The sequence below is a fragment of the Nitrospirota bacterium genome (genome assembly GCA_016214855.1).
Classification (GTDB): Bacteria; Nitrospirota; Thermodesulfovibrionia; order Thermodesulfovibrionales; family UBA6898; genus UBA6898.
In genome coordinates this window covers 1-21930 of the sequence record JACRMT010000017.1, presented here as the reverse complement: position 1 = coordinate 21930, position 21930 = coordinate 1, and the positions used below count along the sequence as shown (strand labels likewise).

The following is a 21930-nucleotide window of genomic DNA, read 5'->3' as shown; positions in this document are numbered from 1 at the left end:
ACATAAGGAGAACAATCATGAGCTTGGACAGAAAAATTGACTTTGCGGTTATCTTCAGTGTGAAAAACGCCAATCCTAACGGTGACCCTTTGAACGGCAATCGGCCCCGGACAGACTATGACGGATATGGCGAAGTCAGTGATGTCTGTTTGAAACGGAAGATTCGGGATCGTATGCAGGAGGCCAAACATGAGATATTCGTTCAGTCGGATGAAAAGAAGACCGATGGCATGCCCAGCCTAAAAGCCCGCGCAGAGGACGATAATTATGGTCTTGGAAAGGATGCATTCAACATCAGGAGAACAACACCTGAAACCACCGCTAAGAAGGCCTGCGAAAAATGGTTGGACGTAAGGTCATTTGGTCAGTTATTTGCCTTCAAAAGCGAGGAAAAAGACGGGGTTTCCATTCCGATTCGCGGGCCAGTCACTATTCAGTCAGCTTTCAGCGTTGAACCGGTTAGCGTCACCAGCACCCAGATTACAAAAAGTGTGAGTGGCGAGGGCGATGGCACCAAAAAGAGTTCCGATACTATGGGAATGAAGCACCGAGTGGATCGGGCCTTCTATGTCACTTTCGGAAGCATGAATCCGCAACTGGCCGAGAGAACGGGGTTTAGCAACGATGATGCCGAAATCATCAAGGGCATCTTGCCAAAACTGTTCGAAGGTGATGCCTCATCGGCCCGGCCTGAAGGGAGCATGGCTATTGAGAAGGTGTTCTGGTGGCAGCATAACAGCAGACCAGGTCAATATTCATCGGCAAAGGTTCACAAAACATTGTCAGTAAACCCGGATGGGACTTATAGATTGGATAATCTCGAAGGGTTGAAACCGGAAGAAATTGATGGATTCTGAGAAAAAGGAGATAAACGTCGTGCCCTCAATAAATAAGGATGAATGTCTCATCCCGCCGCACGGCGGCTATCGGGAGCTGCAATCTTACAAGATGGCGGAGATTGTTTATGACGCGACGGTGGTGTTCTGCAACAGGTTTATCAATATCCGCTCTCGCACGCATGATCAGATGGTGCAGGCTGCGAGGAGCGGCAAACAGAATATCGCCGAAGGGAGCATGGCCTCAGGCACTTCCAAGAAGACTGAACTGAAGCTGGTAGGAATTGCTCGGGCAAGTCTTGAGGAACTTCTTCTGGACTTTAAGGATTATCTTAGGCAGAAAGGACTTCCTCTTTGGGGAAAAGATCACGCAGATGCCCAGGCTGTCAGAAAGCTGGCCTATGCTAAGAATAGGTCCTATTTGACTTATAAGACCTATCTGGAGGCTTCGCCCTCTGAAACCGCTGCAAATACCATGGTCTGCCTGATCCATCAGACAAACTACCTGCTTGACCAACAACTGAAGGCCTTAGAGAAGGCGTTTTTGGAAGAGGGTGGCTTCACGGAAAGGCTCTATCGGGTGCGGTCAGAGAGAAGGAAGAAATAGGTCAAATATGACCAGTAAGTCCTATAGTGAGGACAACCTCATCATGCTTTCTGCCTTGCAGCATTTTGTTTTTTGCGAGCGGCAGTGTGCTTTGATCCATATCGAACAGCTATGGACAGAGAACCTTTTCACAGCAGAGGGTAGGATTATGCACGACAAGGCTGACAGCAACAAGTTCGAATCGCGAGGGAATGTCCGCATCGATTATAGCGTGCCGATGCGGTCGCTCAGACTGGGGCTTATAGGCAAGGCTGATGTGGTCGAGTTCCACAAGAGAGATGACGGAACCTGGCTGCCGTTTCCTGTGGAATACAAGCGCGGGAAGCCAAAGATGGACGACTGCGACAGGGTGCAGCTTTGTGCTCAGGCAATCTGCCTTGAAGAAATGCTGAACGTGGATATACCGGCAGGTGCGCTCTTCTATGGACAGACACGTCGCCGGGAGAATGTTGTCTTTGACGATAGGCTTCGCGCGGAAACGGCTGAAATCAGCCAAAGGGTGCATGAGCTTATTGAAGCCGGAGTAACACCGAAAGCTGAATATGCGAAGAAATGCGATAAATGCTCATTGATTGAACTCTGCATGCCCAAGACCTGTGCAAAAGCAAAGTCAGCGAGTAAATATCTGCTGTCTGCGATGGAGGCGGAATGAAGAAGCTGCTTAATACTCTGTTCGTCACGACGCAGGGGGCCTATCTTCAGAAGGACGGTGAGACCGTTGCCGTGAAGGTTGACGGAGAAGTCGCTCTGCGTCTGCCTGTGCATACATTGGGCGGGATTGTCTGCTTCGGACAGGTCTCATGCAGCCCCTACTTGATGGGCTTTTGCGCAGAGAAGGGTGTTGCAATCAGCTTTCATACAGAAAACGGCGGGTTCCTTGCAAAAGTTCAGGGGCCTGTATCCGGCAATGTCCTGCTCAGGCGTGAACAGTACCGGCAGGCGGACGATCTGAAGACTTCTGCCTCGATAGCTCGTGCTGTTGTGACCGGCAAAGTCGCAAACTGCCGCACTGTTCTTCAGAGATCGTTGAGGGACCACGCCGACAAGGTGGATTCTGATGCAATATCGCGGGCATCACAGGTCCTTTCCAATTCGTTGCGAAGATTACAGGGTGATCATGACCTCGATACTGTGCGAGGGATTGAGGGAGAGTCGGCACATTCCTATTTTGGAGCATTCGACCATCTGATAACATGCCAGAAGGATGATTTTACTTTTAATGAGCGAAACCGGCGGCCACCGCTGGATTATGTGAACTGTCTCCTCTCTTTTCTCTATACGATTCTTATGCATGATGTTCGCTCGGCACTCGAATCTGTCGGTCTTGACCCGGCAGTCGGCTTTCTGCACAGGGACCGTCCGGGACGTTATGGGTTGGCGCTCGACATCATGGAGGAGTTTCGGCCTTTTTTGGTGGATCGGCTTACGCTTTCGTTGATTAACCTTTGCCAGGTGCAGGCCAAGGGATTTACAAAAAAAGAATCAGGGGCAGTGCTGATGGATGATGAGACGAGAAAAACGGTTCTTGTTGCCTATCAGAAGCGTAAGCAGGAGGAGATTGAGCACCCATTTCTTAAGGAGAAGATTGCAATTGGACTTTTCCCCTATGCTCAGGCGCTGTTAATGGCGCGTTATCTGAGGGGAGATATAGATGGTTATCCGTCTTTTATATGGAAGTGAGGGGACACTATGTTTGTGATAGTCAGTTATGATGTGGCTACGTCTGATGATGGAGGTCAGCGCCGTCTCCGAAGAGTTGCGCGGGCGTGTGAGGACTTCGGGCAGAGGGTGCAAAAGTCGGTGTTTGAATGTATTGTTGATCCTGCGCAATGGACTGTGCTGAAGGAGCGACTGGAATCTGAGATAAGCAAGGAGAAGGACAGCCTGAGATTTTATTATCTTGGATCGAACTGGAAGCACAAAGTTGAGCATGTTGGTGCAAATAAGCCGTTCGATCAGGAAGGCCCTTTATTCATTTGAGCGGGTCGCCAGAAGTAGTCGCCTTAGGCGCGAACCTATAATGTACAGAGTTTTGCCGGAAGGTTCGCAGATAGAAAGATAGCGTTTAGAATTAAAGGGTTTTACAAATTGCTCTTTGAAAACATGAAGGTTCCTGAATGCAAAAGATGCACGTTCGCAAAAAGGCTGTATTTTAATGTTTTGTTTTAAGTAGTTATAGCTTAGATGTCGCGCCCCGCGCGGGCGCGTGGATTGAAACGCTTCTCAGTCTTGCAAAATACATCGGTTGCCGTGTCGCGCCCCGCGCGGGCGCGTGGATTGAAACCCGGCAAGGACATGAACGGTGACATCCTTTGTGAGTCGCGCCCCGCGCGGGCGCGTGGATTGAAACTCCCCCTGGGTAGACTTCGCGCAGTTCGTGAAAGTCGCGCCCCGCGCGGGCGCGTGGATTGAAACCCATGCCATTGTGTCGCGTCGATCTCCCATCTTGCGTCGCGCCCCGCGCGGGCGCGTGGATTGAAACTCGTTTTGGATTTGACGATGAATCAGAACAGACGCGTCGCGCCCCGCGCGGGCGCGCTGATTGAAACTTTTCATGTGGGATCGTCAGGGCGATCCCATTACTTGTGCGAATATATGAAAATTTGCCTGTGGTCTAAACTGTTGACGTGTACTATAATAGAGATGTCGAATGAACGCCTGTAATGATGCGAATGAACTGCTTGAAAAGGGATTGACCTGTCTGCGGACCGGCAATTTCCTGACTGCTCTTGCCTGTTTTGAAAAAGCATACAACATCGAAAAGACGCCGGTCATTAAATCATGTCTTGGCCTCTGCATTGCGACCGAGAGAGGAAGAATATCAGAGGCTGTAACGCTTTGCCGTGAGGCCATAGAGCAGGACCCAGGCAATCCTCTTCACTATCGCAATCTGGGGAAGGTCTTCCTGAAGGCTGAACGCAAGACCGACTGTCTTGAAGTTCTCCGGAGGGGGCTTTCTTTTGGAGACGACCCGGAGATCTCCGAACTCCTGGAGCGGATCGGCATGCGAAAACCGCCTGTCCTCTCTTTTCTTCCCCGCAGACATTTCCTGAATAGATATGCAGGTCTGATCATGCGCAGGCATAAGCATCCCCATTAGGTTGAAAGTTGGTTTTGCCGGTTCCCTCTTTATGCTTCTCTTACACTGCAGTCACCGAGGCCTTTCGCTCTCTTGGCCATCTTTTGGTCGAAGGTGACGAATGTGCGGCAGTCCTGACTTGCAGCAAGATGCAGGGCATCGGCAAAGTCCATACCTTCTGAGAACCATCGAAGAGCGTTCAGCATGCGGTGAGGCTGGGGCAGCACCACATTGGGCAGGCCGCAGAGGTCGAAGAACGCTTTCTGTATGGCAGCCGGCTCAAAACCATATGCATACCGCAGAACCCATTCGGTTTCGAGCATGACCGTGTCTGATATGAATATATCGTGGTTCTTGAACAGGGCGCGTGCTTTTGCGGACTGGGAAGGATCGTCAGCGGTCAGCAGGCGGACAATGATATTGGTGTCAACGCCGGTCATCTCTGGCGCCTTTCCTGATTGCCTCATCCATTTCTTCCAGGGTCTTGGCCTTGCCTGTGTAGGGAAGGCACGCGGCCACGGCTTTCAGGGAAGTTTCGGGGAAGGGTGATGTGGGCCTGAGAAGAATACCGTCTCCGCTATCGATAGCCACAAGCTCCTGCCCCGGTTCCCAGTGATGCCGCATCCGCAATGCCTTGGGGATTATGATTTGGCCTTTACTTGACAGTCTTGTTGTCTGCACCTGTGCATCTCCCTCAGAGGTAAGATATTTGTAAGATTATGATACGGAATCTGGTAAGCTTCGGTCAAGGTCATTATACCTCTCCTTTACAAGGGGAGGTCGGGAGGGGTATCTGAAAATTAACCACTTCTGCTTAAAGCACCTACTTTTGGTCCTTGGCAAGGAGGGGCTTCATGTGACTGTCTATCTGTAACTGAAGGGTACATGTGCATTAAAGACCAGAGGCAGCAGTCACGTTGGCGGCGTTTCTGTATCGCATGCTCCCGCAGGAGAAAGGATAAAACCTGTGCCCATTTAGTATAATATCCGCTATATGAAACGCATCACCATTCTCGGTTCAACCGGCTCGATCGGCCAGAGCACTCTCGATGTCATCTCCCGGAACAGCTCAGACTACAGGGCAGTTGCGCTTGTAGCAGGCAGGAACATTGACCTTCTTGAAGATCAGATCAGCGCATTCAAACCCGAGGTGGTCGCTGTTGAGGACGAGAAGATGGCGGAAAAGCTTTCTGCGCGGGTGAACAATACAAAGATCCTTTTCGGGCCTGACGGCATCAACCAGGCTGCTGCTTACGAAAGCGCAGACATCGTGATCTCGGCCATTGTCGGCGCTGCCGGACTGCTGCCGACCCTTACTGCCATACGTGCAGGCAAGGATGTCGGCCTTGCCAACAAGGAGGCCCTTGTTATGGCAGGCAGCATTGTCATGGCTGAGGCAAAGAAGAACGGTGTCAGGATCATCCCTGTTGACAGTGAACATTCAGCGGTTTATCAGTGCCTGGAAGGACGCAGGAAAGAGGATGTCAGGAGGATCGTGCTGACCGCTTCGGGCGGCCCTTTTGTGAACAAGGCAAAGGATGAGCTTGACGACATAACTGCAGAGGATGCGCTTAAACATCCGAACTGGTCCATGGGCAGGAAGATATCGATAGATTCTGCAACGCTGATGAACAAGGGGCTTGAAGTTATCGAGGCCTGCTGGCTCTTTGATCTTTCCCCTGACCATGTTGACGTGCTGATCCATCCCCAGAGCATTGTGCATTCGATGGTAGAGTTCAGGGACAGGACCTTTCTTGCCCAGCTGTCCATGCCTGACATGCGCGCACCGATCGCTTACGCGCTCTCCTGGCCTGACCGGCTCGATCTCCCGCTGCAGGGGCTTGAGCTTGACCGGCTCGGATCGCTTACGTTCAAAAAACCTGATCACGACAGCTTCCCCTGCCTTACATATGCGTACGAAGCAATACGGCAGGGAGGGACCATGCCTGCCGTGCTCAATGCCGCCAACGAGGTGGCTGTGCATGCGTTTCTCGACAGGAACATAGGATTTAACGATATTCCCGCGATCATCAGAAAGACCGTCAAGGAGCATGCAGTAATTCTGCATCCCTCGCTTGATGGGGTGATAGCGGCAGACCGATGGGCCCGGCTTACCGCCGGGTCTTCTATTAAGGAGATACAAAAATGATGCTCGTATACGCGGCAGTACTGTTAGGCATACTCATCTTTGTGCATGAGCTTGGCCACTTTATCTTTGCAAAGTCCCTTGGCATAAAGGTGCTGAAATTCTCTTTGGGTTTCGGTCCGAAACTGATCGGCAAGAAATACGGCGAGACAGAATACCTTCTCTCCGCATTTCCTCTTGGCGGGTATGTGAAGATGTTAGGCCAGTCCGACACGCCTGAAGAGGAGGAGGTTATTCCTGAAGAAGAAAAACACCGGGCGTACAATTCTCAGCCGATCTGGAAACGGTTTTCCGTTGTTTTTTCCGGGCCGTTCTTCAACCTCTGTTTTGCCGTGCTGATCTTCTTTCTGGTGTTCATGAACGGTGTGCCGTACATGCTCGCCGAGGTCGGTGATATCACGCCCAATTCTCCTGCTGCACAGCAGGGGATCATGAAAGGGGACCGGGTCATTGAGGTCGATGGAAGGCAGATCATCAGATGGGATGAGATGACAGAGATGATCCATGAGCAGCCGGGTAGAGAGCTGGCCATCAAAATCGACAGAGGCGGAAGCATCCTTACCCTTATGGTGCGGCCGGAGAAGAAGGTGGTCAAGAACCTTTTCGGCGAGGATAAAGAGGTCGGCCTGATCGGGATAACCCCTTCGGGCAGGACTGAGGTGAAGCAGACAGGCATTGTCAACGCCTTTTCCCTTGCTGTTTCTCGGACATGGGATATTTCTGTGCTGACCCTGGTTTCGATGGTGAAGCTGGTTCAGCGGATCATTCCTGCCGACACGATCGGCGGCCCGATCATGATATTTCAGATGGCAGGCCAGCAGGCGAGCCACGGGGCGATGAGTTTCTTCACCTTTATGGCTGTTATCAGTATCAATCTGGGCGTGCTGAACCTGCTGCCGATCCCGGTGCTCGACGGCGGGCATATCCTTTTTATGGGCATTGAAGCGATCAGGAGAAAGCCGCTCAGCGACAAGGTGATCATCATCTCCCAGAAGATCGGGCTGGTATTGCTGCTCAGTCTTATGGCCTTTGCCTTTTACAATGATATTGTCAGGCTTATTACCGGGAAGACGTTCTGAGCATGGCCCATATTCTCAGGATCAGGATCTATTATGAAGATACTGACTGCGGCAATGTCGTCTATTATGCGAACTATCTGAAATACTGCGAGCGGGCCCGGACCGAGTTCCTTGAATCAAAGGGCATAAGCATGAAGCAGCTTATTGACGACAAGATCTTTTTTGTCGTTGCCGAGGCATCCCTGAAATACCTTTCACCGGGAAGATACGGCGATGTCCTTGCCATAGAGACCGTTGTTGACCGGGTCGGTCCTGCATCCATAAGCTTCAGGCATGAGATCAGGCGCGATGCAACCAACGAACGTCTGGTGCAGGCAGTTGTGAAGCTCGGCTGTGTGAACCCGGCGATGAAACCTTTGCGGCTGCGGCAGGACATTATGCAGGCGGTAAGCGAAGAGGGTCAGGGATGATAAAACCCGCTTCGCTGATCAAGCAGACATCTGCCGGAGGGGTAATCTTCAGGAGGACCCCGGGCGGCACTGAAATCGCCCTGGTCTCTGTCAAAGGCGGCAAGACCTGGTGCCTGCCAAAGGGCATTATTGATAAGGGAGAAACGCCTGAGATGACTGCGGTCAGGGAGGTCAGGGAAGAGACAGGTCTGACCGGCAGGATCGTAGATAAACTGGGAGACATCAGCTACTGGTACTATATCAAAGATGAGAATACGAAATGCAGGAAGTCGGTCTCTTTTTATCTCATGGAGTATGTGAAGGGCGAGACCTCAGACCATGATGCAGAGGTTGAAATGGCTGAATGGGTTTCATTTGACAGTGCCTTTGAAAGGATCAGCTACCGGGGCGACCGTTCGATCCTGGAGAAGGCATTCGCCAGGCTGAAGGAGATGCAGGCATAGTTCTGCCGCTATGGCAGATAATTTCAGAGAGGGTCAGCGTGACTTCTCTATTCATCCCGAGTGGGGTTATCCCTCCCCTTACCAAGGGGAGGCGAGGTGGGGTTTGAATAGGCATTTTGTCATAACCTCCCCCAACCCCTCCTTGGTAAGGAGGGGAGTTGAAGAAAACCATTGCAACTTTTGGCGACAGCGGAAGGAATCGAACCCTCTTCTTGGTAAGGAGGGGGGGTGAAGAAAACCATTGCAACACCTTGAGGACTCCATGAAAAAAATACAGGACAGGCAGGGCATAAAAAAGATTTGCGACAGGCTCAGGAAGGACGGCAGGAAGATCGTCTTTACGAACGGCTGTTTTGATATCCTTCATGCCGGTCATGTGCGGTATCTGAAGCAGGCGAAGAAGCTGGGCGATGTCCTTATTGTCGGGCTTAATTCTGATGCGTCTGTTTCCGGCATCAAGCCGGGCAGACCGGTCAATTCCGAAAAGAACAGGGCAGAGGTCCTCTCGGGCCTTGCTTCAGTCGATCATGTCGTGATCTTCCGCGAGAAGACGCCGTACAATCTTATCAGGGCAGTGATGCCTGATGTACTCGTGAAAGGCGGTGACTGGAAGCCTGAGGATATCGTCGGCTCGGACATTGCAAAAGAGACCCGCAGCCTTCCTTATGTCAGAGGGCTTTCAACCACCCGGATCATAGAGAAGATCTTAGAGTCAGCGTAGCATCCTTGAACCTCCATTCATTGCTGAACAAGAGATTCCTGCCTTTCCTTGAGGGGAATGCCCGCGTCTATAATCTCACCGGATCATCTGCTGCGCTTCTGCTTGCCCTTGCGCCCGGCCCCTTTGTTGCTATCGAGAAGGACAGCCAGAGCGCAGAGGCACTGAAAAAGGATATTGATTTCTACGCGCAGTTATTTCTGATAAAGAAGGAGTTCATAAATGCATTCCCCTCACCCTCGCCCTCTCCCACGGCGGGAGAGGGTAATAATACTGCCCCTCCCTTGAGGGGAGGGGATGAAGGGGAGGGTGTTGATTGTTTCAGCAGGAAGGTGCTCTTCATGCCTGAGGCAGAGGGGCCTGAGTTTGCCGGTGAGCGTGCCGGGATCATCCTCAGCCTGAAGCCGGAGGATTCCCTTGTCACATCGTTTCAGAACCTGCATGCAGGGTTTTGGGACCGGGAACTGCTGGATGAGCAGCTGCTCAGGGTAAGGCTTAAGGCGCAGCAGGACCGGCAGGCCTTTGAACAGGCTCTTATAGACCTTGGATACCGGACTGCCTCCATGGTAACGGAGAAGGGGCAATACAGTCAGCGGGGATGGATCATCGACGTGTTTCCTTCAACGTCAGAATATCCTGTCCGCATTGAGTTCTTCGGCGACGAGATTGAGCAGCTGAGGATGTTCGATCTCGAAAGCCAGAAGTCAATCAAAGACGTTGACGATATTACCATCTTTCCTGCGCAGGAGCCTGAACTGAGCTGGGGATTCAAGGATATTGCCGGTGACAGGCGCTGGTACTGTCTCTTTTCGCCTGATCAGAAAGAGGCTCTTCCCCAACAGACAACATTCCTCTCCCGGTATTCCTTTGAAGCAGGGGTCCTGCCGGACGAAGCTCCTGAGGCAGATCTGCCGGTCATGCGTCAGGTCGATGCAGGACTTGTTTCGGTGAGCGGTCTTGGTATCCTGCCGGAGGAGCGGAAGAGCCTCGAGTCTTTGCCCGGGATCATTGCAGGGATCGCGAAGGAACAGAGAGTGATGATCATACTGCCTTCCGAGGGTCAGGCAGAAAGGCTGCGCGATCTTTTCAGGGAGCAGGAGATCGGCCTGCCGCGTGTTGCCTTGCAGGAACTGGCTGCATTTGAGGGCAGGCTTTCGGTTACGGAAGGCAGGCTGTCTTCCGGTCTTCATGTTGAAGGGCTGCTTATCCTCACCGAACGGGAGATCTTTGGCGAGCGCCGCGTGTATCGCCAGCAGAAGCGGTCCAAGGTCGCAAATCTTCTCGCCTCACTCGATGATATAGTGCCGGGCGATTTTGTTGTTCATCGTGACCACGGCGTAGGCAAATTCTCCGGCATCGTCAGAAGGCAGAGCGGCTCGACAGAACTTGAGCTGATGCAGCTTGAGTATCAGGACGGCAGACTTTACATCCCTATCCAGAACATCGAGGCGCTCTCCAAATACCGTTCAGAAGAGGGCGTTGTCCCGAACATGGACAAGCTGGGCGGAAAGACCTGGGAAAAGAAAAAAGAGCGGGCCCGGAAAAGGGTCCATGAACTGGCCGAAAAACTTGTTGCTCTTTATGCGGGCAGGAAGGTCGCCCGCGGTTTTACCTTTACCCCTGACACTGAGCTCCACCGGGAGTTTGACGGCTTTTTCCCGTATGAAGAGACTCCTGATCAGCTGACCGCCATAGCCGATATCAAACGGGATATGGAGTCGGAAAAACCGATGGACAGGCTCCTCTGCGGAGATGTGGGGTACGGCAAGACCGAGGTGGCAATGCGCGCTGCATTCAAGGCAGTGTACGATAACCGGCAGGTGGCAGTGCTGGTGCCGACGACGATCCTTGCAGAGCAGCACTATCGCAATTTCAGGGAAAGGTTTTCCGGATTTCCGATCAGGATCGACCATGTCAGCAGGTTCAGGTCGCGCAAGGAGATCAATGACACCATGAAGGCGATCTCTTCCGGAGAAGTGGATATTGTGATTGGCACGCATGCCCTTCTTTCCAAAAAACTCGCATTCAACGCTCTCGGCCTCCTGGTCGTTGACGAAGAACACAAATTCGGCGTCGGCCAGAAGGAGAGGATCAAGGAGCTTGCGCGCAGTGTGGATGTGCTGAACATGACCGCAACGCCCATTCCGCGCACCCTCCATATGGCGCTCTCCGGCATCCGTGAGATCAGTGTGATCGAAACACCGCCTGAGGAGAGGCTTGCGGTCAGGACGACCGTGACGATATATGATGAGAAGCTGATAAAGGATGCCGTAAGCAGGGAACTCGAGCGGAACGGGCAGGTCTTTTTCGTGCATAACAGGATCAGCGATATCTACAAGATAGGCCAGCGCATTCAGATGCTTGTACCTGAGGCACGGCTTGCCATTGCGCACGGACAGATGCCGGACAGGGAGCTTGAGGATATCATGCACCGGTTCTTTGAGATGGATATCAATATCCTGCTCTCGACATCCATTATCGGATCAGGGCTGGATATCCCCAGGGCGAACACGATCATCATCAACAGGGCTGACAAGATGGGGCTGGCCGATCTGTATCAGCTCAGGGGAAGGGTCGGAAGAGGCAACCTCAGAGGATATGCCTTCTGCATCATCCCCGGAGAATCGCTGATGAGCGACGAGGCCAAGAAGCGGCTCCAGGCCCTGCAGGAGATGAGTTATCTCGGCGCAGGATTCAGGCTTGCGATGAAGGACCTCGAGATCCGCGGAGCCGGAAATATCTTTGGGCCTGAGCAGTCAGGTCATATCCATGAGATCGGCTTTGACCTGTATATCGAGATGCTTGAAAAGGCTGTTGCCGAACTCAGGGGCGAAGATATCAGGGAAGAGATAGATCCGGTGATTGACCTCAATATCTCGGCATTCATACCCGAGACCTATGTTGAGGATGTGATGATCAGAATGGGCCTGTACCGCCGCATCTCATCCCTGAAAACGGAAAAAAATATGGAGGAGCTTGCGGCGGAACTGAGGGACCGGTTCGGTCAGGCGCCGCAGGAAGTATCCCATCTGCTTGCGGTCATGAGGCTGAAACTGGCAGCACGGGAGCTTATGACGCTGAAGATACAGTCGGTCCAGGACAGGGTGAGAGTGGTATTTTCCCCTGACACGCCTGTTCAGCCGGAGATGGTCTTTAACCTGCACGGGGCATGGCAGGGCCGCATGAAATTCCTGCCTGACGGTTTTGAGATCGACATGAAGAAGCGGGATGCGGAGACCCTGCTTGCGGATATCTATCAGGCTGTTGATGCCTTGAGGCAGGCACTGCCTGTCTCATGACCCTTCACTCTTCTGACATCATGTCTGATAGGTAATGAATATCTCCTCAAACTGAGGCGCTATTTCGGCGAATACGGCCAGCACTTCAGGATCGAAATGCTCGGGAGTGGTCCTGCCGTCACCCTCTACGATAATGCGGCATGTTTCCTCATGACTGAATGCACGCTTATACGGCCGCACATTTCTGAGTGCATCATAATGATCGGCAAGCATGACGATCCTCGCTTCGATGGGGATCTTCGTGCCCTTTAAACCGCTGGGATATCCCTTGCCGTCCCACTGCTCATGATGATGCAGTGCAATGGAACTTGCCATCTGGATCGTGGGATGTGATGAGCCGGAGAGTATCTCATGACCCATGACCGTATGTTCTTTTATGATCTCATGTTCCTCTTTCGTAAGCACGTCTTTTTTTAAGAGCACCTTGTCAGGAATGCCGATCTTTCCGATATCATGCAATGAGCTCGCAACACCAATGATTTCGACAAACTCCCTGTACATATGCATCTGCCCGGCAATGCGTTTAGAGTAATTGCCGATTCTGGCGATGTGAGCGCCGGTATAACTGTCCCTTGCTTCGGCAACTGATGAGAGGCGCTGAATCAGCTCCAGGCTCAGGTTTGTAGCCATCATGGCGGTATCTTCCAGCTCGCGGGTCTTGCGGAGAACGGTATCTTCGAGGTTGATCAGATAATTTTTTTCCGACGCGATCAGCCGGCGGCGTTCCAACCCCCGGTTAATGGCGTTGATCAGATATTCCCGGTTAAGGGGCTTGGTCAGGAAGCTCAGAGCGCCCTTATTGACTGCTTCAATGGCGATATCGAGGTCAGCATTGCCGGTCATCAGGATGACCGGTATTTCGGCGTTCAGCTGGCGGATCTCATGAAGGAGCTCAAGGCCCGAGACATTGGGCATCTTGATGTCGGTCAGCACAACCGTGATCGGCTCATCCCGTATATAGGCCAGCGCCTCCTCGGCGCTTTCGCAGGCAATGACAGGCAGGCCGTGTTTCCTGAGCAGTGCAGAGAGGTACACGCGGATAGATTCTTCATCATCGACTACGAGAATATATTCTTCAAGGGTGTTCATGAGATGTGCCTTCTGCCTTCTTCTATTTTTTGTTGTTGTCAGCTGCAAATGTTGCGGGATCAACCCGCAAAGTACTTTTATCAGACTGGAGCGGGCGATGTCAAGCGTGACAGGGAAGCTGAAGATGCCGGGAGTTAAGGACGAGCCGGAGGATCTCCGGCAGGGAACATTCCCGTGGCCATAAATCCCCTTTGCCGAGAACAAAAATTGGTATAATCCTTACATGACAGCCGAATATGGCGGAGACAGCGTGAGCGCAGCAGGGCAGTCGGCAGGCTGATCATGTACTGCGAAGCATTTGGTCTCAGAGAAAAACCTTTTTCCCTTGCTGCTGATCCCCGGTACCTTTATATGAGCCGGCAGCACTGGGAAGCAATGGCGCATCTCATGTATGGTGTTGCAGATGACTGGGGCTTTGTCCTGATCACCGGGGAGGTCGGCACCGGCAAGACAACCCTCTGCCGTCTGCTTCTTGATCAGATGCCTGCTGATGTTGATGTTGCCTTTCTTATGAACCCCAAGCTCACGGTGCAGGAACTGCTTGTTTCTATCTGCGAGGAGTTCCGCATTGAGCATCCACCGGCAGCGGCCGGCACCAAGGAGCTTTTTGACCTGATCAGCGCTCACCTTCTTGCAGTCCACGCCCGTGCGCATAAAGCCCTTCTGATTATTGATGAAGCACAGTATCTGTCGTCTGATGTCATAGACCATCTGAGGCTCTTGACCAACCTTGAGACAGCGGATTGCAAGCTCCTCAGGATCATACTGCTCGGTCAGCCTGAACTGAGGGATAAGCTGGCAGAACCTGAGCTCGAACAGATGTCTCAACGGATCACGGCACGCTACCATTTAGGTCCGCTGTCAGCAAAGGATGTCTCTGCCTATGTCAGCCATCGGATGACATTGGCAGGGGCAAAGGACAGAGTATTTGCTCCGTCTGCGATGAGAGCGCTCTTTCGGATGAGCCGCGGCGTGCCGAGGCTTATCAATGTGGTCTGCGACAGAGCGCTGTTGGGTGCCTGTATGAAAAAGGAAAAAGTTGTCACCCGTGCGACCCTTATCGCAGCGGGGCGTGAAGTATTGCAGGAGACGCGCTCCAGAAGACTTCCGGAGAACCTGCCCCGCCTTCGATGGGCGGCAGGGGGTGCGGCATTCGGGATGCTGGCTGCCCTGCTTTTTTTTGCGAGACACGATGGTCCTGCACCGAAAGCGGCACCATTGACTGCACACCGCGAAGCAGCAGCATTATCCGCTGACTCTCACGCGGTCTGGTGGCCGGCAGGGCTTGAACTGGAACGAAGCAGGGATGCTGCGTACAAAGGTCTTCTGGAAATGAAAGGGCTGTCATATAATTCCTCAGGTCCCCTGACGGAAGATACGTTCTGTCCTGACATGGAATTGTTCGATCTGCGATGCGTGGACCGCCGGGAAACCGGACGTGACCTATGGGTTTTGCCGCTCCCCGCAGTTCTGAGACTTTCGGATACTGTCGGGGGAAGTTTGTTTGTGGTAATGAAGGCCGTAAGGAACGAAAAGGCGCTGCTCGGAATAGGCGATGCAGAGAAAGAGGTTGATATCTCAGATATCCGATCCCGCTGGACAGGGCAGTATATAATACTGGAAAAGATCGGTCCTCCGGATGCGTCTCAGCGCAAGGCATCCCGGCCAGGGGCCGGCCGTCAAAAGGGCTGACTGCAATGTCGTTCATTCTTGACCAGCTGAAAAGATCAGGCAAGCAGCGCGAACTGGAAACAGCTTTGCGTAAGCAGGCAGAAAGGCCTGAAGCGGCAGCAGCCGAGCCTCTGCCTGAGCGGAACGTTGATCCGGTTCCTGCCGGTCCGAAGAAAACGCTCGTTGCTGCAGTTGCAGTCCTGCTGGGAGTTGCTGCAGCATATGGGGTTGCTGCCTTTCTCAAAGGGCCATCCTTGATGCGGCCTCCTGTTGTTCCTGCTGCAAAGGGCCTTGTTCATGAGGCTTCTCAGCTGCCTGCGCAGCCGCTGGCATCTCCATCGGTCCAAACGCCCCGATCTCCTGCCCGGGAGGAGAGGGTATCAGATATAAAGGTCACGGCAAAGGAGCAGAAACAGGCAGGGGCAGTGAAGACAGGCAAGTCTGTGACCGTACCGGAAAAACACCGCACTGTCCCCGAACAGACAGGGGCAGAGAGACCGGCCAGTGCAATGAAAAGGCCGCAGGGTACGCCGGCAGAAGTTCCGGCCGGGATCGATCCTGCCGGGTCTCTTGCAGAGCTTAAACAATTGCCTCTTGCAATAAGGAAAGATCTTCCGGAGATCAGGATCACTTCCCACCTGTACAGGAAGGATTCCCGGTTGGTAAGCATAAACGGCCGGATCATGTCTGAAGGATACAATATGGAGGATGGGCTGTTTCTTGAAGAGATCACCCCTGTGGGCGTGATCCTCAGTTATGGGAAATACCGTTTTCTTGTAAGGGCCGAGAGATAGGTTTTTATAAGCCGGCAGCCTCATCCGGTTTTCTTGTCCCTTGCCAGGTTCCTTTCCTGCTCCGCAGGCCGGTCTGTTTTGCAGATTCACATGCATTAAACTGATTTAACTCTACAGATCAAATTTTATGTTACGATTTTACGATAATTACGTTATGAAGGAGATAGCATGAAGGGAATGTCTGTTATGTATCGGTGTGCGCCATATGTCTGTCTGTTGTTTCTTTTTTCATTCGTCCTGTTTGGGTGCGGCGGCAAAGAGAATGAACCCGGCGGATCAGGGGCAGTCCCCCCGGCAGTAACAGGCGAATATGTGGTCTTCGCCTGGAATGATCTGGGGATGCACTGTCTTAATCCGACGTATGATACGGCAGTGATATTGCCGCCCTACAATAATCTTGTAGCCCAGGTTGTGCAGAAGGGCAACCCTCCCAGGATCGTTGTCGGCGGGATAACGGTCGACTACCGGATAGTGAACAATACCTATTCTTCCGGCAAAAAGGATTCCTTTGGCGCGATCTTTTCCCAGTTCTGGAGCAATGCCCTCTTGCTGTTTGGCGTTGACCTGACCATTGATAAAGGACTCAATCTCGTTGACCCCGGCGTTCATAACGGACTGTCCGGTCAGATGCTGGCAAAGGGAGATCATTTTGCGGCTGACGGCATCCCGGTGACCCCTGTTGAGGATGATGGAAAATGGAATCCCTATCAGGTGGCAGAGATAAACGTTAGAGATGCATCAGGGAAAGTTCTTGCAACGACCCGCGCGACGGTTCCGACGTCAGACGAAATAAACTGCCAGAAATGCCATGGAGCAGACCCCTTCAATGACCTGCTCCAAAGGCATGACCAGCTGCATGGGACGTCGCTCATGACGCAGAAACCTGTTCTCTGTGAGAATTGCCACGGCAGTCCTGTCCTGGGCAGGAGCGGGCCGGGATCTTCCGGTAAGTATCTTTCTTACGCTATACACAATTCGCATGCTTCGCGAGGGGCTTCCTGCTATGACTGTCACCCGGGGACTGTCACGAAATGCAACAGGAGCACTGCGCATACTGCTCAGGACGGAAACTGCACTGCCTGCCACGGCAGTATGCAGCAGGTTGCGGATTCGATTACCAAAGGAAGGGTGCCGTGGGTGTCAGAACCGACGTGCCTGTCCTGCCATAATGTCAGCGGGGTCAACACCGGTTCAGTCTTATACAGAAATGCAAAGGGACACGGCAATCTTTTCTGTGCAAGCTGTCACGGAAGCCCTCATGCCATGGTCCCGACCGATCAGCCCTCTGATAATTATCAGGCGATACAGTATCAGGGAAAGGCAAAGACCATCGGCAGCTGCGGCGCGTGCCATAGGAGCTCCCGGGGCGACGGCCTTTCAGAGTTTGCAGAGACGCACGGCGGCGCAGCGCCAAAACAGAGAAATGCCTGCCATATCTGCCACACCGAGGTCTCTTCCAATACTGCCGGCTGGCCGCATGCCTATCAGTGGAAAGCCAGGTAGAGGAGAACTGCAGCTAACCAGGGCCCTTCTGATGATAGTACAGAGCGGGTGCAGGGAATATTCTGCACCCGCCTGAAGGGCGCGTTCTGCTGAAATAACTGACTAAAGGCTGCCTGTAGATAAGGGCAATAACTCTGTCTGTTTTGTATGATCCTCTCCTTCCGATCGGGTAGATTTTCATTGCGTTCACGTATAATAAACAGGCGATGAAAAAGAGGATGTATGCCTGATAGAGAGATAAGCAGGTGGCGCGATATTGCATCACTGATACCTGCTGTCCGGGAAAAAGCCGTCACGCGGCCGGAACTGCCTGAACTGGCAGGCATCTATGCCGGGGAGCTTTCCCGGATATTTGATCCGGCAGGCTGCATAATTTTCCTGAGCAGCGATGATGGGACTTCGCTCCTTGTTCCGGCCGGCATTCAGGGAACGGTCGGGGAGTCTGATTACGGATCGGACATGCCTCTCATGAGACAATTTGCCCTTGCCCGGGAGGGGATATTTTTCGGGCCTGAACAGTGCCGGATATCCGAGCTCTTCCCCGGAGAAAAGCCCCAGTCGCTCCTCTGCAGCCCGGTGATCACGCGGGATAGGGTGAGCGGCTTTATCTATCTCTTTTCGTCGGAACCGAACGCGCTGCATCGCGAGGACCTTGCCATGGTAGAGCTCATCGCCGGTGAACTTGCCATGGTGATGGATTTTTTGTCCCTTCTGTCCTCGCTTGATGCTGCAACGGTCAGGGATCAGCTTACCGGCTGTTATAACAGGCAGAAGTTCAATGATGATATCGAGATCGATATCCCCTGTTCTGAACGGTATGGAAGGCCGCTGTCGCTGGTAAAGATCACGGTTGATTCCCTGAAAAAATTTCATAAGGTCCACGGGACAGCGCGCGGCGATGAACTCATCAGGAAGACCGGAGAGACCCTTGCATACAGTATCCGCATGTGCGACAGGCTGTATCGTTTCAGCGCAGAGGAGTTTATCCTCATACTTCCCGGCATCGATAAGGAGAGGGGTGTCTTTGCAGCGCAAAGACTGCTGAGATCTCTCGGCAATCTCAGATTTGACGGGGAGTCTGAGAGTCAGCCCAACGGAATGATCACATATAGTATCGGCGTAGCGAGCTTTCCTGTTGACTCGGTGTTCAAGGACGGGTTGATAAAAAAGCTTGACGCAGCACTTCGCAGGGCAGAAGAATTGGGAGGGAATACCGTAGTCTCTCTTTAGGAGGCGGCCGGGAATTACGATGCTGGCATTTTCACTGCAATCAGGAAGCAACGGCAACTGCATCTATGTCGAAACAGGCGGCGTCAAGCTCCTTATCGATGCAGGCATAAATGGTGTTCAGGCGGAAAAGAAGCTTGCAGCTCAGGGCCGGGATATCCGCGATGTCGATGCGGTGATCATATCCCACGACCATGGAGACCACATCAGATACGCAGGTATCTACCAGAGGAAATATGGTCTGCCGCTGTATGTAACACAAAAGACCCTCGATATATCGGTCAAGCGGCATCCTCTGGGCAAGCTGCATGATGTCCGGCTCTTTCAGTCTGACGGCGTGATCAATTTTGAACAGGTGACTGTTCATGCAATCCCAACACCCCACGACACTGCAGACGGGGCCGCATTCGTCATAACATCCGGCAATAAACGTCTGGGTATCATGACTGATCTGGGGCATGCCTTTGACGGGCTTGAGGATGTGATAGCCACGCTTGATGCAGTCTTTATCGAGAGCAATTATGATCCTGACATGCTTGCAAGAGGGCCCTATACCGCTTTTCTCCAAAAAAGGATCAGGGGGCCTGAAGGCCATCTTTCGAATCTCGAAGCCGCAGAGCTGCTCAGGGCCGCATCACAGAGGAATTTGAAGTGGGCCTGCCTGGCGCATCTCTCGGAACAGAATAACAAGGCGTCACTGGCCATTGCAACACACCGGAAGGTAGTCCACCCCAGGCTTCCGCTTTATATAGCGAGCAGATATACGACGTCGGATATCCTGAGCATTTGATGCGTTCGTGCCGCGCCGGAGCGGCCCGCCTTCAGTCAATCAATTTTTTCAGAATCTTATACCGCTTCAATATAATTTCACGATGCTCATATTCCTCACTGGCAATGCGGTCGAAGATGACCCTGAGTTCCGGTTCCCCACTGTTCTCTGCAATATCCTTATAGAGCAGATAGGCCTCATATTCTCTATCGATAGCCAGTTTCATCTTCTCAAAAAGCTCCTGCTGTTCCATCTCCTCCCTCCTTCAGCCTGCCCTTGGTGCTCACACTCAGGCAATGTGTGCTTTCTCTTGTTCCATTTTCCCTCAAGTCAGATCGCCTGTCAAACAATAATTGAGATGTATCCGGTTAATCGACATCCTGTGGTGGGGGGGAGCAGGCGGGACAGATGCTTCAGCGAAGAAATTATGAACTGCAGCGATAGCATTGCTGCGGAGGAATCCGGCTGACCGTGCCGAGAACGGATCGTATGCCGGTGTACGTCTTTTTTACAGTTTTCGCGTCACTTCCTGTGCCGCAGCTTTCTTCAGCAGCATCTGATTTTTCAGCTCCAGCCTTTTATTGGCAAGGTATTGTTCTTTTTCGAGCTCATGGAGCTGTTTTTTATGATGGTCGGTCAGATCATACCAACGGCTGATGCGTCTTTCGAACTGCTGGTCAGCAGGAAATTTCAGCGAATCAAGATATGCCAGTATTGCCGAGTAGTACCGAACGACATTGCGCTCGATCGCGCCTTTTATGCCGCCCACATACACCGGATTGCCATGGTCATCAGTGCCGACAGCGCTGAATCCGATCTTGCTGCGGCCGATCGTTGCAAAGTAAGTCTTCATGGCCATGCGTCCGAGACGGCCGTATCCGAATGCATAGCTGAGATGTATGAGCGTCTTGTCCTTATCCAGTGGTATTATTTCGGCATTGATCCAGTGGTCCTTTGTGCTGAGAGGACCCTGAGCCGCATTGAGCTGCAGGGCAAGATAATCATGCTGCTGAGTCCTGACCCGGAAAACGTAGTTCAGCTGATGCGCATCCTCAGGCGGCTGATAGAACTTGCGGCCGCTATAGAGGGTCACGAGCCATGTGTTATCAGATTTCGTATAGGTACAGGCTTTGTCATTGATATGAAGCAGTGCGATGTCACACCAGTTTGCCGGTATTTCGAGCATACGGCTTACCATCTCGAAAGGATGATCTACAATGCCGTAAACATCTACGGCTGCCTTGAATTCTTCTTCCCGCGATTCTATATAGAGAGGCATGTTGAAAGAGTTTTTCTGTAACTTCGCCTCGATCTTATGATACTTGGTGCGGAGAAAATTAACGGCAGCGGTTTGCGGTTCCGTTGCCTGAGCATAGGGTGAAGGGAAGAGGCAGCCCGCCATGAAAAGCGATATGAGCACCCTGATCATCACGGTGCATACCTGTCCGGCAATACGGTCCTGTCAGCCATCGATCATGACCACGCAGGTCATCATGGCGACTGCCCAGACAACGTCGGAAAGGGCAAGTTGAAACTCACAGGTTGAGTCAAAGAAGAGGTCAACCCGCGGCGGGAACTCCTCATCTTCAAGCCAGAGGATCATGGTGACCGGAACACGGGGCAGCGGATAAAAGCGCAGATAGGCGTCTCCATAGCCTGCAACGACCTCTGCGCCATATTCCCGACCCTTGCTGATAAAGCCTTCGCTGTCATGTGCGAATCTCTCGGCGATCATGTCGACCGGCAGTACATGGGTTCCGGTGGTGAAGCGGTGACCGCCTTTTACATCTGTCGGGCGTATCAGCTTTCCGGTCGGAGGGATATCCTTGGCATTGGACATATACCAGAGTACTGCCATTCTGAAGAAATCATTCAGCTTTCCGAGGAAGAACGAGTCAGGGTTCGAGGGGCAGGCGATCAGCATCTCGCAGGGATTTACATGAAAATCAATACCATAGGATCTGAGAATATAGGCCTCGGCCTTTTCATGATAAACCGTCCCGGTCCTCTTTGAAACATCAGCGCGGGAAAGCCCACAGACGAGTTCCCATGCTTTAGCCTCGCCGTGTTCGATCTTGATCGGTATAAGATCCATCTATTATTATAATAAATACCTCAGCACTAGTGTCCGGTTAAGAACTGAATAAATTCAACTGGTTTTGGCTGTCTAACATATTTGATCTTTCTTCTATAGTCTGAAGTGCTTGTTGTAAAGACATTTTCTCGAAAAGGGTAATCGAGAGAATCTGTAACAATGTAT

At 52.4% G+C, this 21930-nt stretch carries 23 protein-coding genes and 1 CRISPR repeat array; of the genes, 17 read left to right on the top strand and 6 right to left on the bottom strand.

The features are described 5' to 3' along the window. The first annotated feature begins 17 nt into the window (after positions 1 to 17). From cas7c to HZB62_14220, 6 genes are all read left to right on the top strand, one after another. Positions 18 to 857 carry a type I-C CRISPR-associated protein Cas7/Csd2 gene (gene cas7c, locus HZB62_14245; GenBank protein ID MBI5076310.1) on the top strand — a complete coding sequence of 280 codons (840 nt, stop codon included), beginning with the start codon at positions 18 to 20 and terminating at the stop codon, positions 855 to 857. Further along, on the top strand, positions 847 to 1443 hold the full coding sequence (locus HZB62_14240; GenBank protein ID MBI5076309.1) for a four helix bundle protein: 597 nt from the start codon (positions 847 to 849) through the stop codon (positions 1441 to 1443). Before cas7c ends, HZB62_14240 begins: the two co-directional genes overlap by 11 nt. A 7-nt stretch (positions 1444 to 1450) precedes the next feature. Next, a complete protein-coding gene (cas4, locus tag HZB62_14235; GenBank protein MBI5076308.1) occupies positions 1451 to 2095 on the top strand; it encodes a CRISPR-associated protein Cas4 in 645 nt (214 codons plus the stop codon). After that, on the top strand, positions 2092 to 3123 hold the full coding sequence (gene cas1c, locus HZB62_14230) for a type I-C CRISPR-associated endonuclease Cas1 (GenBank protein MBI5076307.1): 1032 nt from the start codon (positions 2092 to 2094) through the stop codon (positions 3121 to 3123). The genes cas4 and cas1c overlap by 4 nt, the downstream gene beginning before the upstream one ends. A gap of 9 nt (positions 3124 to 3132) precedes the next feature. Then, complete coding sequence (gene cas2 / locus HZB62_14225; protein ID MBI5076306.1) at positions 3133 to 3423, top strand: CRISPR-associated endonuclease Cas2; 291 nt, start codon at positions 3133 to 3135, stop codon at positions 3421 to 3423. A gap of 206 nt (positions 3424 to 3629) precedes the next feature. Beyond that, a CRISPR array of direct repeats spans positions 3630 to 3992; the repeat unit is 32 nt; unit sequence GTCGCGCCCCGCGCGGGCGCGTGGATTGAAAC. 101 nt (positions 3993 to 4093) lie between these two features. Further along, complete coding sequence (locus tag HZB62_14220; protein ID MBI5076305.1) at positions 4094 to 4543, top strand: tetratricopeptide repeat protein; 450 nt, start codon at positions 4094 to 4096, stop codon at positions 4541 to 4543. 29 nt (positions 4544 to 4572) lie between these two features. Here the strand turns inward: HZB62_14220 and HZB62_14215 are convergent, their stop codons facing one another. Both HZB62_14215 and HZB62_14210 read right to left on the bottom strand, forming a co-directional pair. Next, on the bottom strand, positions 4573 to 4962 hold the full coding sequence (locus HZB62_14215; GenBank protein MBI5076304.1) for a type II toxin-antitoxin system VapC family toxin: 390 nt from the start codon (positions 4960 to 4962) through the stop codon (positions 4573 to 4575). Continuing rightward, complete coding sequence (locus HZB62_14210) at positions 4949 to 5203, bottom strand: AbrB/MazE/SpoVT family DNA-binding domain-containing protein (protein ID MBI5076303.1); 255 nt, start codon at positions 5201 to 5203, stop codon at positions 4949 to 4951. The genes HZB62_14215 and HZB62_14210 overlap by 14 nt, the downstream gene beginning before the upstream one ends. Positions 5204 to 5516: 313 nt before the next feature. Between HZB62_14210 and HZB62_14205 the strand changes: the two genes are divergently transcribed. The 6 genes from HZB62_14205 to mfd all read left to right on the top strand — a co-directional run bounded on the left by HZB62_14205 (position 5517) and on the right by mfd (position 12617). Next, the gene (locus tag HZB62_14205) at positions 5517 to 6671 is read left to right on the top strand and encodes a 1-deoxy-D-xylulose-5-phosphate reductoisomerase (protein ID MBI5076302.1); all 1155 of its coding nucleotides are present in this window, start codon (positions 5517 to 5519) and stop codon (positions 6669 to 6671) included. Next, the gene (gene rseP / locus HZB62_14200) at positions 6668 to 7747 is read left to right on the top strand and encodes an RIP metalloprotease RseP (GenBank protein ID MBI5076301.1); all 1080 of its coding nucleotides are present in this window, start codon (positions 6668 to 6670) and stop codon (positions 7745 to 7747) included. The genes HZB62_14205 and rseP overlap by 4 nt, the downstream gene beginning before the upstream one ends. 2 nt (positions 7748 to 7749) lie before the next feature. Then, positions 7750 to 8157 (top strand): YbgC/FadM family acyl-CoA thioesterase, encoded by a 408-nt coding sequence (locus HZB62_14195; protein MBI5076300.1) that lies wholly within the window; start codon positions 7750 to 7752, stop codon positions 8155 to 8157. Continuing rightward, complete coding sequence (locus tag HZB62_14190) at positions 8154 to 8600, top strand: NUDIX hydrolase (GenBank protein MBI5076299.1); 447 nt, start codon at positions 8154 to 8156, stop codon at positions 8598 to 8600. Before HZB62_14195 ends, HZB62_14190 begins: the two co-directional genes overlap by 4 nt. Before the next feature lie 262 nt (positions 8601 to 8862). Continuing rightward, the gene (rfaE2, locus tag HZB62_14185; GenBank protein ID MBI5076298.1) at positions 8863 to 9321 is read left to right on the top strand and encodes a D-glycero-beta-D-manno-heptose 1-phosphate adenylyltransferase; all 459 of its coding nucleotides are present in this window, start codon (positions 8863 to 8865) and stop codon (positions 9319 to 9321) included. A 5-nt stretch (positions 9322 to 9326) separates the two neighbouring features. Then, positions 9327 to 12617, top strand: a complete 3291-nt coding sequence (mfd, locus tag HZB62_14180) for a transcription-repair coupling factor (protein ID MBI5076297.1) — start codon at positions 9327 to 9329, stop codon at positions 12615 to 12617. A gap of 18 nt (positions 12618 to 12635) precedes the next feature. Here the strand turns inward: mfd and HZB62_14175 are convergent, their stop codons facing one another. Then, positions 12636 to 13706 carry a response regulator gene (locus HZB62_14175; protein ID MBI5076296.1) on the bottom strand — a complete coding sequence of 357 codons (1071 nt, stop codon included), beginning with the start codon at positions 13704 to 13706 and terminating at the stop codon, positions 12636 to 12638. Between the two features lie 282 nt (positions 13707 to 13988). On the opposite strand from HZB62_14175, the gene HZB62_14170 reads away from it, so the two are divergent. The 5 genes from HZB62_14170 to HZB62_14150 all read left to right on the top strand — a co-directional run bounded on the left by HZB62_14170 (position 13989) and on the right by HZB62_14150 (position 19691). After that, positions 13989 to 15398: an AAA family ATPase gene (locus tag HZB62_14170; GenBank protein ID MBI5076295.1), complete on the top strand. Its 1410-nt coding sequence runs from the start codon at positions 13989 to 13991 to the stop codon at positions 15396 to 15398. Positions 15399 to 15403: 5 nt separating this feature from the next. Then, a complete protein-coding gene (locus tag HZB62_14165; protein MBI5076294.1) occupies positions 15404 to 16171 on the top strand; it encodes a general secretion pathway protein GspB in 768 nt (255 codons plus the stop codon). Positions 16172 to 16339: 168 nt separating this feature from the next. Then, a complete protein-coding gene (locus HZB62_14160) occupies positions 16340 to 17674 on the top strand; it encodes a hypothetical protein (GenBank protein MBI5076293.1) in 1335 nt (444 codons plus the stop codon). Between the two features lie 222 nt (positions 17675 to 17896). After that, positions 17897 to 18904, top strand: a complete 1008-nt coding sequence (locus HZB62_14155; GenBank protein ID MBI5076292.1) for a GGDEF domain-containing protein — start codon at positions 17897 to 17899, stop codon at positions 18902 to 18904. A 19-nt stretch (positions 18905 to 18923) separates the two neighbouring features. Next, positions 18924 to 19691, top strand: a complete 768-nt coding sequence (locus HZB62_14150) for an MBL fold metallo-hydrolase (protein MBI5076291.1) — start codon at positions 18924 to 18926, stop codon at positions 19689 to 19691. A gap of 31 nt (positions 19692 to 19722) precedes the next feature. On the opposite strand, the gene HZB62_14145 is transcribed toward HZB62_14150, so the two are convergent. The 3 genes from HZB62_14145 to HZB62_14135 form a co-directional block, all read right to left on the bottom strand. Continuing rightward, entirely contained in the window at positions 19723 to 19923 is a 201-nt protein-coding gene (locus HZB62_14145) for a hypothetical protein (protein MBI5076290.1), read from the bottom strand. Between the two features lie 255 nt (positions 19924 to 20178). Next, positions 20179 to 21099, bottom strand: coding sequence for a hypothetical protein (locus HZB62_14140; protein ID MBI5076289.1), 921 nt, complete (start codon positions 21097 to 21099; stop codon positions 20179 to 20181). 33 nt (positions 21100 to 21132) lie between these two features. Continuing rightward, the gene (locus HZB62_14135) at positions 21133 to 21765 is read right to left on the bottom strand and encodes a DUF3786 domain-containing protein (protein MBI5076288.1); all 633 of its coding nucleotides are present in this window, start codon (positions 21763 to 21765) and stop codon (positions 21133 to 21135) included. Positions 21766 to 21930 lie beyond the last annotated feature (165 nt).